The organism is Pseudobacteroides sp. (genome assembly GCF_036567765.1).
Taxonomy (GTDB): domain Bacteria; phylum Bacillota; class Clostridia; order Acetivibrionales; family DSM-2933; genus Pseudobacteroides.
On record NZ_DATCTU010000095.1, the window covers coordinates 126,351 to 140,037 of the forward strand.

9 protein-coding genes and 2 pseudogenes are annotated in these 13,687 nt (G+C 35.6%); 2 read left to right on the forward strand and 9 right to left on the reverse strand.

Annotated features, from left to right (window positions below; translation table 11 throughout):
• Position 1: 1 nt before the first annotated feature.
• The 7 genes and pseudogenes from VIO64_RS15170 to VIO64_RS15200 form a co-directional block, all read right to left on the reverse strand.
• A complete protein-coding gene (locus tag VIO64_RS15170; RefSeq protein ID WP_331919717.1) occupies positions 2 to 1,534 on the reverse strand; it encodes a nitrogenase component 1 in 1,533 nt (510 codons plus the stop codon).
• A gap of 580 nt (positions 1,535 to 2,114) precedes the next feature.
• A complete protein-coding gene (locus VIO64_RS15175) occupies positions 2,115 to 3,083 on the reverse strand; it encodes an acetylxylan esterase (RefSeq protein WP_331919719.1) in 969 nt (322 codons plus the stop codon).
• A gap of 289 nt (positions 3,084 to 3,372) precedes the next feature.
• Positions 3,373 to 3,948 (reverse strand): nitroreductase family protein, encoded by a 576-nt coding sequence (locus tag VIO64_RS15180; protein WP_331919721.1) that lies wholly within the window; start codon positions 3,946 to 3,948, stop codon positions 3,373 to 3,375.
• 25 nt (positions 3,949 to 3,973) lie between these two features.
• Positions 3,974 to 4,492, reverse strand: a complete 519-nt coding sequence (locus tag VIO64_RS15185; protein WP_331919723.1) for an N-acetyltransferase family protein — start codon at positions 4,490 to 4,492, stop codon at positions 3,974 to 3,976.
• A 66-nt stretch (positions 4,493 to 4,558) separates the two neighbouring features.
• Positions 4,559 to 5,455 (reverse strand): MetQ/NlpA family ABC transporter substrate-binding protein, encoded by an 897-nt coding sequence (locus VIO64_RS15190; RefSeq protein ID WP_331919725.1) that lies wholly within the window; start codon positions 5,453 to 5,455, stop codon positions 4,559 to 4,561.
• An 88-nt stretch (positions 5,456 to 5,543) separates the two neighbouring features.
• Positions 5,544 to 6,149: pseudogene (locus VIO64_RS15195) on the reverse strand (methionine ABC transporter permease); the annotation flags it as partial.
• 2 nt (positions 6,150 to 6,151) lie between these two features.
• Positions 6,152 to 6,514, reverse strand: a pseudogene (locus tag VIO64_RS15200) (ATP-binding cassette domain-containing protein); the annotation flags it as partial.
• Positions 6,515 to 6,928: 414 nt separating this feature from the next.
• Here VIO64_RS15200 and VIO64_RS15205 point away from each other — a divergent pair.
• Positions 6,929 to 8,212 carry a B12-binding domain-containing radical SAM protein gene (locus VIO64_RS15205; protein WP_331919728.1) on the forward strand — a complete coding sequence of 428 codons (1,284 nt, stop codon included), beginning with the start codon at positions 6,929 to 6,931 and terminating at the stop codon, positions 8,210 to 8,212.
• Positions 8,213 to 8,280: 68 nt separating this feature from the next.
• A complete protein-coding gene (locus VIO64_RS15210) occupies positions 8,281 to 9,471 on the forward strand; it encodes an MFS transporter (protein WP_331919730.1) in 1,191 nt (396 codons plus the stop codon).
• 222 nt (positions 9,472 to 9,693) lie between these two features.
• Here VIO64_RS15210 and VIO64_RS15215 read toward each other — a convergent pair whose 3' ends face one another.
• Positions 9,694 to 11,352 carry an extracellular solute-binding protein gene (locus VIO64_RS15215; protein ID WP_331919732.1) on the reverse strand — a complete coding sequence of 553 codons (1,659 nt, stop codon included), beginning with the start codon at positions 11,350 to 11,352 and terminating at the stop codon, positions 9,694 to 9,696.
• A 240-nt stretch (positions 11,353 to 11,592) separates the two neighbouring features.
• Entirely contained in the window at positions 11,593 to 13,593 is a 2,001-nt protein-coding gene (locus VIO64_RS15220; protein ID WP_331919734.1) for a glycosyl hydrolase family 18 protein, read from the reverse strand.
• Between the last annotated feature and the right edge of the window lie 94 nt (positions 13,594 to 13,687).

The window sequence follows — 13,687 nt, forward strand, 5'->3', positions numbered from 1 at the left end:
TTTATTCTTCCCCCTTTTTTACATAGTATAATGAATCCGGTTGTTCAAACCACCAATCTTTAAAGCTACCTTCGGTCTTTTTCAACATGGTACTCTGAAAAGATTTATTCTTTGTGGATTGAAGTAAGAAGTTACCGCATGCAATGGCTCCGGCATAGCCGCTCTGGGCACTCCATGGCAGTGCATCTCCTCTTAATGCATGGATTCTGGTAACGCTTTTGTCTCTTTTGTATGCTCCCCCTTGAAACGGACATGTCAGGGTTATATCCGGATCCAGCCTTCTGGTAACGTGAGACTGTTCAGCCGCTTGAAATGTATTTACATGGATATTAAAATCTCCAATTCTATCTATCAGTTCTTCAACCTCATTTAGTATTAATTCATCAAAGTCCTGACACATAGCAGCTTTCGCCTCTACACCCAATTCATCAAAGAACGGCATCTGTGCAAGAAGTCTCCCTTGTCCTAAAGAGCCTAATACCTGAACCTTTTCTCCGTTTTTCTTCATGGAAAGAAATTCTTTACGGATAGCTTCCATTTTTGGCTTCCACTTTTCATGTTCTTCTCTAATAACATCTTCAACTATATCTTCCTTGCCTGTATGTTTTGCAATCTGACGCAGCCAATCATCAGTGTTTTGAATTCCCATAGGTGATGGATATAAGAAATACGGCACGCCGTATTCCTGCTCCAATCCCCTGGATAAATAATCCGTATATGTAGGGCAAAGTGGTGCAGTTACTGCAGCTTCTCCCAATTGTTCAAATTGTTCAACCGTTGCAAATTCAGGAATAAAGTTAACCCTAAGTCCCAATTTGGCAAGTAGTCTCTTAATCTCCAGCCTGTCTTGCCATGTATACGAAAGCATACTTGCTACATTAACCAAATCATGCTGCTTCTTTTCGGGCTTTTTGACGAGGTATTTTAACACTGCATGCCAAAAGGCATCATATCCGGTCTGAACTAATCTGGATCTTACTCCTTCACAATGAATAGGAACTATTTTAGCAGTTACATCAGGCTGAATTTCACTTACTGCACCTTCAATATCTTCGCCGATTATACCTGATGTGCAAGATGTCAAAACAAATATTGCCTTTGGAGAGTATCTCTTTTCTGCCTCCAAAATAGTATTTTTCAATTTTTCAGTTGCACCATAGATAGCATCCTTTTCAGTTATATTGGTAGTCATCCATTTAAGGTTGTATTGTGCCGGTCTTCCAAGCTCTACAGGTACTCCACGGTACAGCTCCCTGTAGCCAAGTGCTGATGAAGAGCAGCCAACAGGTGCATGAAATATTACTACTGCATCTCTTATAGTTGTTACTCTTACCGCAAGATAGAAATTCAAAACGCAGCCGGATGCCTGCTGAAATTTCCTTTCACAATTTCTAAGCTTTCCTTCTCTTGCATCTTTTATTATCTGACTAGCTTTTCCAGAATAGACATTAATTCCTCCTGCCCTTTGTTCCCTGTTTGGACACGTGCTACTTGTTAAATCAACTTTATAATCATTTGTCTCGCTGGTACCCATAAACATCACTCCTCTATTTTTTATTTAAACTTCTTAAATCAAATTAATTTTTTAAACCTATATGTTTTTAGATTAAAAGTAATAAAAATAAAAAGGCAGAAAAGCTCTTTATCATAATAATAAAGACTTTTCTGCCTCCAGTTTTCTAGTCGGCTATAGAATTATTTTTCATATAAGTTTAATATGAATTATACCCCTTCTCCCTCTTATTGTCAATAATAAGAAGAAGGGGTATAATATTTTTTCATTTAAGCCTATTTGTTTAGTTGGTGATTATGGACAACACCACATAATCAACAGAATTATCTGCTTTACCTGTACCGTCATCTAAACAATAATTTGACCACTAAGACAATTTATTGGTGCATAAGCTCGGAGAATCAATAAGGTTTCTGGAAAAATAGGCATCCTGAAAAAAGGCAATTTTTCCTGCCGTGATGCTACTTTCTCCAAATATAATGAAATTATTGAAATAGGAAAGGCAGGAGAAACAAATCTTATCGACTGATAGCTCTTTAACAATATATAAGGGTATTGCGACAATAGATCACAATACCCTTTTTATTTCAATATTTAAATACTAAAAATTTGAAAAAATATTATTTACAAATTCGATCATTACTTCTTCGTGAAAAGGGAGAGGTTCATGACCATGGTTGGGGTATACTTTCAGTTGCTTTTCTGAATTAATATGATTATAAGCTGCAAAAATTGTTGATGGCGGACAAACTAAATCAGCTAGACCTATTGCGAATAAAACAGGGCATTTTATATTAGGTGCAAAATTCATACCATCAAAATAGCTAAGTGTATCAAAAACCTGTTCCCTGCTCTTCAATTCAGGATCAAAGAATCTGAAATACTCATATATTTCTCCATATGGGCCTTCTTTGTAATACTCAACCCCTCTTTCAAAATGGCAAAGGTATGGATATATGGGCATGGCAAACTTAACCCTGCTATCAAGACCTGCCACAGCAAGGCTTATTCCTCCACCCTGACTAAGCCCATAAATACCTATTCGTACTTTGTCTATTTCATCTCTTTCATGCAAAAAATCAACAGCCCTCACACCATCCACATATATACTTCTATAGATATATTCATTTTTATCCAAAATACCATTTGTCATCCAACCAGCGACACTGCCCTGGCTGTATTTCCCGTTGTCCGGTGTTTTTCCGCCCTGGCCCTGCATACTGATAGCAACTACTGCATACCCTTGAATCAGCCATTTTAAATACTCATAGACATAACCTTTATTTCTTGTGTATCCGTGATAATATATAATTGCAGGATATTTTCCTCCTTCCGCTTGTTTAGAAGGTAATATATACCATCCATTGACCCTGTTTCCATTAAAACCGTCATAGTTTAAGTCGTAGACCTTAATTTCTTTTATTGGATAATCAACTGGATCAAGAGTATAATTTAAAGGTATAACAGCTGATTTTGTCAAAGTACCTGACCAAAATAAATCAAAATCATTCTTTCTAGTTAATTGAGGTTTATAGGTTTTAAGTTCTTCATAGCTAAGTTCAATCTTCAAATTAAGTCCCCCTTTGCATGCTACTTTTACACTCATATTTTTTAATATATAATTACAATACAAAAATTAATGATTATGTATATCGCACTATTCTTATCGGTTTAGTATGTTTTATATTATATCATAACCTAAATGTCCTTTTCAATAATTCAAAAGAATTTATAGGCATTATTTTCCGAAATAAATAAGGAATAGTCAAGGTGTTACCACCTCAATATTCCTCAATAAAAAATCAATATTATATATGCAAAATTAAAGTATGTATGAGGACTGTTTTTACACTAACAAATCATCTAATTATATTTACAGTTCCTTCTCTTCTTGGTGCAGGTTCAGGTATATCTCCTCCATTATATCCTAATGCGACGGATCCAAAGGGTTCATATCCTTCAGGTATTCCAAGTTCCTTAAAGAGTTTACTGCCTTCATCTGTAGTCTTAAGATGATTTACCGCATGAATCCAAACTGCACCAAGCCCTAAAGACTCCGCTGCAAGAAATATATTGCCAATGGCAAGGGATACATCATTTATAGGTGCAATAGCATTAACATCTCCTGATACGATTATGTAAGTAGGTGCGTGATAAATAAGGCTGAAATTTTCTGCTTTTGCCCTTTCCACAAACCTCTCAACTCCTGAGCTTAAAAAAAACTTTTTACCAAATTCGTTGAACTTACCAATTACTTCTTTATTCTGAATTGCAGTAAAATGCCAGGGCTGCTGCCCCATTGCACTTGGAGCATACTTAGCTGCTTCCAGTATTACCAGAAGCTCTTCATCTTTAATTTGCTCTGGTTTAAAGCTCCTGATGCTTCTTCTCTTTAAAATGGTTTTTAATGTTTCATTCTTTGCAAAGTTTGACATAATTAATCTCCTCCCGTAAATAACATTATATTAAATTTACTACTCTTTTTCCCACAATCACAAGATCTCTTTCAACACCATCAATTTCTGCTACTCCAGGAAACACACCCCAGCTTACAAATCCAAATTTATAAAACAAATTAAGGCTTGCAATGTTATGACCAAATATAAACCCAAGTAGGTTATTAATTTTGAGTCTAGGAGATTCGTCCAAAGCTTTTTTAAGGAGCAACTGGCCAATACCCTTTTTCCTGAAACCTTCTGCAATATAAATGCTAAGTTCAGCCGTCTTATTGTAAGCAGGCCTTCCATAAAATGACTGAAAACTCAACCAGCCAACTATTTCCTCGTCCTTTATAGCTACCCACAGCGGGCGGAAATCAGAACTATGTTCATAGAACCATCTCTTACGGCTTGCAATTGATACAGGCTCGGTATCTGCTGTTACAATCCTCCCAGGTACTGTGGAGTTATATATTTCAATTATAGCCTTTAAATCATTTATTTGTGCATCCCGAATAAATATTTTTTCTAATTTACTCATCACGAACTCCTAAACTAAAAGTAATTACTCATTTACATTTGTTTAATAAAATACTATATATAGTAGTTAAAATGCAGGAACCACAGCAACACCATATTTTTCTTGGATAAATTTCTTAACATCCGGTGAAGTCAGATATTCTCCAAGTTTTTTAATTTCCGGCCTGTTTTCTTCACCTTTTCTTACTACAATAATATTAGCGTATGGTGAATTGGCATCTTCTCTAAAAAGTGCAGTATTTGGGTCTAGCTTTGCTTCCAATATATAATTAGTGTTTATTACAGCCCCATCCACATCCGGCAAGGATCTTGTAAGTTGTGGACTTTCAACCTCAACAAACTTTAATCTTTTAGGATTTTCTGCAATATCCCTTGGTGTCGCTTTAAAATCACTTATTCCTTCTTTAAGCTTGATAAGTCCGTTGGCCTGAAGCAATACAAGTGCTCTAAACTCATTTGAAGGATTATTGGGTATGGCTATCTTTGCCCCTTCCTTAAGTTCCTCCTTTGATTTTAATTTCTCTGAATAAAAGCCAATGGGCTCAACATGAACTTTTGCCGCAACCTGGAATTCATATCCCTTTTCTTTTGTAACCGAGTTCAGATAAGGTACATGTTGAAAATAATTTACATCTATCTGTTTTTCATTTAGGGCAGGATTTAATTGTGCTTCATCATCCAAAGTTACTACTTCCAAATTAATTCCCTCCTGCTTAAGTTTAGGTTTTATGAAATTCAATATTTCGGCATGTGGAACCACTGCCGATCCAACTTTTATGGTAACTTCCTTCCTTGATTCACCTTTTGGTGCTTCCTTAGATGCCTCTTTTCCAGCATCGGATACAATTTCTGGCGGTGCCTCTTTTGTGGGTTTACCTGAATTTTCCTTATCACTAGTGCAGCTTACAAATACGCTAATCCCCAATAACACAGAAATAATCAATAATACAGCTCTTTTACCCATTCTTAGTATCTCCTCTCACTATGTAATATATTAAGGTATGATTATACCTAAATCACTTATTGATGAATGATTAAAGAATTACTTCCACTTAATCATACTTATACCTTTTTTTGTTAATGGACTTTGCCAGTAAATCGCCTCCTAGCTGAATAACTTGAACAAACACTACCAGGACAATAATTGTAGCGAACATTACATCATTTCTGAATCTCATATATCCAAACCTTATCGCAAGACTTCCAAGTCCCCCGGCACCAATTGCACCAGCAGAAGCTGTAAAGCCTGTAATAGTTATTATCGCCAGAGTAACTCCCCTAACCAAAGAAGGAAGGGCTTCTGGTATCAAAACCCTTAAAATTATATTAAAATTAGTTGCCCCCATAGCTAAAGCAGCTTCAATCTTTCCCCTTTCCACCTCTTTAAGACTGTTTTCAATAATCCTTGCTAGAAAGGGTGCTGAACCTATTGAAAGTGGAACAACAGCCGCCGTTGATCCAAGGCTTGTTCCAACAACAATTCTTGATAATGGGAGAAGAATTACAATGAGGATAATGAATGGAAATGATCTGAATATATTAATTATTGTCCCTAAAACTTTATTTATCTTAGGTGACTGAGCTATATGTCCCTTCTCAGTAATCACGAGAAATATACTAAGAGGCAAGCCTAAAATAAGGGCTAAAAGGGTAGAAAGTGTACTCTTTCATTGATTTTACTTTTGCCATAGCCTGCAATTTTAAGGGGAAAAGCAACATTTTGAAATACTGTCATGGAATCTAACAAGTTAAATTGTTGAAAGATCATTCCGATCCTTCTCCTTGCAATCTTTAATTCTGATTCACTCATTTTAGTAATGTCTTTACCTTCAATGATTATAGACCCGGAATCCGGCTCCTCCAGTCTATTTATACACCTTATTAATGTCGATTTTCCTGCCCCGCTAAACCCAATTATTCCATATATTTCACCTTTATCAATCTGAAGATTTACATCCTTTAGAGCTTCAATTCTCGAGTGTGGGGTAATATATGTTTTATTTAAATTCCTAATAGTAATCATGTCTCATCACCTTTTCCCAATAAACAAAAAAGACTACTGCACCAAATTTGTATTGGTTAACAATAGTCTCCATTTTTATGGTCAACTATAACGCTTCACTTATTATTCCTATTGATTTAGTATATTTTAACCCATTATAAACTCATTGTCAATAGACTTCATTATGTTTTTTGATAATCTCTTTATCAACAAATATATAAACAGATATTGAGAAAATATAATTGTTCGATTATCACAGAACTATGAAATCATTAGAATTAGTTAAAATATTCAAAGCGTTAAAAACAGATATTTAGAAAAGAAAGTTCTTGACCTGATTGGATTTTAACATGTATTCAAAAAGCCGTTTATATGTTATATTTATAGCATTACACTTATATCATTTTAATATAGATTTATTTATATAGGATACATATGAAAAATAATTTTAAACTTTTACTTATTACTGCATCAGCCGATGGAATAAAAAAGATAAGAAAATCAAGAGTTATCAGATTCCAGCAAGTCACCATGCCTTACCTTGCTGCTCTTACTCCAAGTAATTGGACAGTTTTTCATTTCGATGAAGAATGTGAAGAAATTGATTATAACTTGGGAGTTGACCTTGTGGGAATAACATTCCATACTCCCAGTGCCAATCACGCTTATGAAATATCTTCAATATTCCGCCAAAAGGGTATTCCTGTAGTATTAGGAGGTCCCCATGTTACACTTATACCTGATGAAGCAATAAATCATGCAGATACAATTATTATCGGAGAAGCAGACGATATTTGGGCACAATTTATTCATGATTTCGAAATGGAAGAATCAAAAAAGGTTTATAAGCCTGAAAATACACCGACACTTGAAAATAGGCCCTTTGCAAGAAAGGATCTTTTTCACCGTAAAGACTTTTCAAATGGAATTTTAGCTGCCACCCGTGGATGCCCAAACGCCTGTGAATTTTGTGCACTTTCAGTTATGTATAAAAACACCTTCAGGAAACGGCCAGTAGACGAAGTGGCACAAGAATACGGTTCATTCAAAGGTAAAGTGATTATTTTTTGGGATGATAATATAACATCAGATATTCAATACGCTAAAGATCTATTTAAAAAAATCACCCCCTATAAGAAATGGTGGAGCAGCCAAGTCAGCATTCATGCCGGTCAAGATGAAGAATTACTTGAGTTGGCAGCTAAAAGCGGCTGTAAACAGTTATTTATAGGTCTTGAATCAATTTCCCAAACAAGCCTTAATAACATTAATAAGTCTTTTAATAGGGTTGAAGACTATTATGAGATTATTAAAAGGATTCAGTCTTTTGGAATCTCAGTCCAAGCAGGAATAGTTTTTGGTTTTGATCATGACAATAAGAGTATCTTTAACGAAACTATAGATTTTCTTGAATCAGCGGGTGTACAGAATGCCACCTTCAACATTCTGACTCCCTATCCAGGCACACCTTTATTTAAACGTCTTGAAGCCGAGAACAGAATTTTAACCTATGACTGGGATAAATACAACGGAAGAGCAGATATAGTATATTTACCCAAAAACATGAGCTGCAAAGAGTTACTTGACGGATTTAACTTGGCCAACAAACGTTTCTATTCATTAAACAGCACAATAAAAAGATTAAGCAAGTCTAGAGCAGGACTATGGTGGACCCTTCCTCTAAATCTTGCTTATCATTTTTCCTATCGTCTCAAATAATACATTCTTTAATAAGTTTAATATTGTTAGATGAATTTTTTTATAAATAATAAGTAAGAGAGGTAAAAATGATGACAGAGACAAACTCAGTTAAAAGAGAATTACTATGGACGAGAAACTATATCATTATATTATTATCCAGTTTATTTACTTACTTGGGGTTTCAGATACTTATTCCAACTCTTCCTGTATATGTCTCCCAGCATTCAGGGAGTAGCTCAGACGTGGGATTGGTAATCGGTATTCTTACGATTTCAGCCTTAATCATTCGTCCTTTTTCGGGCACTGCCTCGGATATAGTAGGCAGAAAAAAGATTTTATATGTCGGACTAGTTATTTCTCTAATTACTATGGTTATCTATTTTTTTGCTACTACTGTTGTGTCAATTTTACTTGTCCGAATTATACATGGAGTTGGATGGGGAATTTCGACAGCAGCATTTGGGTCACTGGTATCAGATATAGTACCAACAAACCGTAGGGGGGAAGGAATCGGCTACTTTGGTTTTTCTACGCTTCTTTCCGGAGCTTTAGGGCCTACAATTGGGATTGGGTTGATGAATTCCTTTAATTTTAGTGCGGTTCTAATTTTTGCAACAATAAGTGCGTTCCTTTCTCTTTTACTAATGTTATGGGTTACACCACCTAAGGTGGAAAGAGGAGAAAGCACAAGTCAGCAAACCCCATTCATAGCAAGACTTATAGAAAAAACATCTCTTTTCCCTTCAACTTTGCTGCTGCTTTTAGGTGTGGTTTATGGTGGAATTGTAAGTTTTATTACATTATTTAGTAACGAAACAGGTATCAAAAATGTAGGATGGTTTTTCCTATTTTTTGCATTAGGCTCATTTCTGGTTCGTACTGTATCCGGGAAGCTATTTGACAAAAAAGGGCATTCCTTTGTGGTGATTCCTGGGACGTTCTTTGTCCTAGCAGGAGTCTTGTCCTTATCATATGCATCATCAACCATTCTTTTATCTATAGCAGCAATTTTATACGGAGTTGGTATGGGAGCCATCCAACCAACATTGCAAGCATGGGTTATTAACCGTGCTGCACCAAATAGACGGGGTGCTGCAAATTCAACTTTCTTCTCGGCATTTGATTTAGGAATTGGTGGAGGGTCTATGATTTTAGGAAGTATTGCAAGGGAGACTAATTACGCTATGATGTATAGAATTTCTAGTGTATTCCTGATCGCTTTTCTTATTGTATATTGTATTTATCTAGTTAAAGTTAAGACACCTAAGCAAGTCTAGAGCAGGGCTATGGTGGACCCTTCTTCTAAATCTTGCTTACCATTTTTAGCTCACTTCTCTTTTCCATAATTATATCTTCCGGTTTTTTACAGCACTCTCAACATCACTATCTAAAATCAAGTACCCACCTGTTATATTTTTAAGGTCCTCAGTCAATAATTTTGTAACCAAATCACTTCCTGTTATAAAAGGCGGTCAAGCCTGCCAATAAAACAATAATATCTATTCAACTACTATTTCAGGGTATAAAATCTGCACATCACTCTTAAATTGTTTAAAAAATTCTTCTTTTGATGATATTTTCCCATCAAGATATGCATTTATATACTGATTAAAATTATTGTTAATATTATCATCGTATTTAGTATAAATACGATAATTAACATCTTTTATTAAGGGCCCGAAAAATTCATGCATGTTGACATCAACAGTCCTATTATTTGGAATTCCTTGGCTCAATAAATATAAATTATTAGGTAAATTCTCATATTTTACTGCCCATTCCTTCATGGCATAAGTATCAATTGTCAGGAATTTCAAAAATCTCCAGGACAAGTCCTTTACCTCTGAGTTGTTACTAATCCCGTACCATGTGCCGCCACATCCAAACGGAATTGGTGGCTTAGCAATCCCCCATCTTCCACCCTCAAAGGCTTTTTTATCATTTTTGTTTATTACCCAATATATATCTGATGAAGGGCAAACAGTTGCAAGAAAATTTTCATCACCGGCTATAGCGGCATTAACGCTGCTAGTACCCTCACTATAGCCAGCCTCATATTTATTTTCTTTTATCTTTTTACTAAAATCAATAAAGTTAAGGACATTTTGGTCAATTGTCAGTTTCCCGTCAATGACCCAGCCTTCTGACCGGCCTCCCAAATACATTTTTTTAAGATCTTCCCATGAAGAAAATAACGCTACCTTTCCCTTACTTTTTACCTTTAGCTTTTTCGCAGTTTCCAGCATATTATCTTCTGAAGAAAGCATGTCTGCTATCTTATTTGAATCGCTTGTCCCCAAATATTTTTCGGCAACTGATTTTTTGTATAAGAATGCCCCCACCGACAATTGATTGGTCAGTACCTTAAGCCTTCCAGTATAGTCCGTACCAATATCAACTGTATATGGTACCATGTTTACTAGAATATCATTTGATATATCACTTAAGTCCGTATAAATTTCTTCATCATCCACAAATTTTTTTACAAAGGAAGCTTCAGACGGAAAAACGTCAGGAACACCAGAACCAGCCTTTATTGCAGAGGTCAATTTGTTTTGATATACCATATCTTTAAGAGGATTAACCGATAAATTTACTTTTACATTGGGGTATCTGTTATTAAACGCCTTAACAATACCAACTGCTTCCTCAGCATTGTAATGCCAAAAGGATATTTCTCCTTGATATTTTGCAAAATCATTTTGGTTAGTTTTTATGGAAATTTTCTTGTTTTTACCATCCCAGGATATCTCAAAACCAAGGCTTTCCGAAACGAAACGTAAAGGTACCATAGTACGCCCGCTTATACTCATAGGCGGAACATCAAAATACCTATCCTCACCGTCAACTTTCATTAGCTTTACATTAAGCCACATTTCAATTTTTCTGTCATTATATTCTATTGTAACCTTTCTGTCCTCATCATCCCAACGAACAACTCCGCCTAAAACCTCGATTACTGGTCTGATTGGCAACATACTTCTGCCGTTCACTATTACAGGGGCTGTATTTTCCCAATACTCTATATCCATTTCATCATTATCTATTACCATTTTAGGATTATTTATTTTCAGAACAAGTTCTGTAGCATTTGTATCTATACTACCCGTAATAATAATTAAAACCAATAAAAGCAATAAAAGAACTCTTCTTTTCATTATTAAATATTACACCCCTAAACAAATTAAATTTTACTTTCTTCATAATTACTAAACCTGATATTCCAAGGCTTCTAAATCCTATATTCCATTGAAATTATATCATATAAGAAACACATGTTACAACTATTTGGCAGCTTCATAATTTGCTGCTAATTTATTAAAACAATAAATGCCGGCTGCCAAATAATCATATTAATTATAGCAAACCGGCATTTTTTAAAATTATTTTATCAGTTCTTACTTATTGAGCTTTGATTTTATGGTGGTCCAGTAATTTGAGTTTTCAAGTCCCAGTCTCCAGATGCCAATACCTTTTATGTCCCTGGCAATTGCAAGATCAAGCTTATATGCTATAGTCTCCCCATCCTCAAACCATACTGTTCTTGCTTCTCCATTAGCTGTATATGTAAAGTATTTGGATTTTGTTGTATTATCAAATTTTATTACAGCACCGTATTGATTTGCTATATTGTAGCATCCATTGATTGAATATGATTTTGTTGCTGTGCCTCCCCAGTCATAACCGTAGGCTGCCAGGCCAAGAATTATTTTTTCCTTTGGAACAATTGAAAGAGCGTAATCAATTACGTTTGTAACCCAGTTTATTGAAGCTACTGCTCCTGGAGTACCGCCTGCGTAGTGTTCATCATAGGCCATAATCATCAGAAAATCTGCATACTGAGCCAGTGCCTTGTAGTCAAATGCGTAGTTCCAAGTTGCATTTGGTGAATCATAAGTTTTTGGCTGAACCGCTACCGAAACCCCGTAGCCCAACGGCTTTAATGTGCTATATATTTCACTCATGAAGGCGGTAAAGTTATTTCTGCAAGCAGCAGGAATATTTTCAATATCTATATCAACGCCTGTATAATTATATAACTTCAATAAATTAAGTATATTATTTTTTAAGGTCTGCCTGTTTACGGGGCTGTCGAGGAGCTGCCTTGCAATATTTACATCGAAGTTGTTGCTTACCATAAGTTTTGTTCTAATGCCATTATTGTTTGCATAATTCATCTGATCCATAGGGGCTGCACCTATAAGATTACCTATACCGTCAATACTGAATGTGGCTGTTGCAATCTCGTTTATAACTGCAGCGTTAGCTGAAAGGGAGTTATACGATGACACATCTGTGGAATAGTTTTTAACTGTATACCCCATTACTGTTTTTCTTATATTCATAACACCAAAGCTTGCTTCCAGACTCCAGTTACCTACCTGATCAGCTGCTCTGGCGTACACTGTTTTATTGGTGTTTACCGAAAAAGGAGCTGTATAATCCATCCAAACACCCATGTCACCAATTTTATGTTGTCTGATTGTTGAATCTGAAGAGAAATCTATTGATACAACCACAGGGTTATCGGTTAAAGCTGTTGTTGAGGCAGCTATGGCAGGCTTTTCAGGAGGATTTGTATCAATATTGCTTATGACAAAGCTCACTTCCTCCGTCCAGTTTCCGGCGTTATCAGAGGCTTTTGCATATACCGTTGTGTTTGAACCTATCAAAATTGATCCGTTATAATCCGTCCATACTCCCTCATCCCCTACCCTATACTGCTTAATATAAGAATCATGGGAATAATCAATTGTTATATCAACCCCTGCATTTGTTGGTCTAACAATGTTCGCGGTGATTATCGGTAAGCTTGGTGGGGTCTTATCAATATTTGAAACGGAATAACTTTCTACAGAAGACCAATTTCCTACACTATCCGATGCTTTCGCATAGATGATACTATTTGCTGTTAGTATAACAGGCTCGGTATAGCTTACCCATTCTGTACTTCCATCTAATTTATATTGTTTGCTTACAGAATCAGTACTGAAGTTTATAGAAATTGATACGTTTTGGTTTGTAGGTGTATTTGAGGATGCTGCAAAAGTGGGATTTTCGGGAGGGGTTTTATCTATATTCTTTATTGGATATCCGCCGAGAGGTGACCAGGCACCTGATTTATTTTGATATCGGGCATAGACATATGCATTGGAGGTCAGGACCACTGGAGCAGAATATGTGGTCCAGATACCTCCGGTACCCAACCTATACTGCTTTAAAACCGCTGTTTTGGGATAATATATTGTGACAGTTACATTTCCGTTTGTAGGAGCCATTGGTGAAAATGAAAGGGTCGGTGCCGACAGGGTTTCAGAAGATGCAAATACATTTACAATATTAATAGATAAAATGGAAATTACAATAAGGGTAAATAACCAAATTCTTTTGTTTCTCATAATTTTTCTCCTTTTGTATTAAAATGTTAATATAGATATGTTTTTAATTCAGAATGGGAGTAGTGATCATTAAGATAAAGTTTACATAATGTTT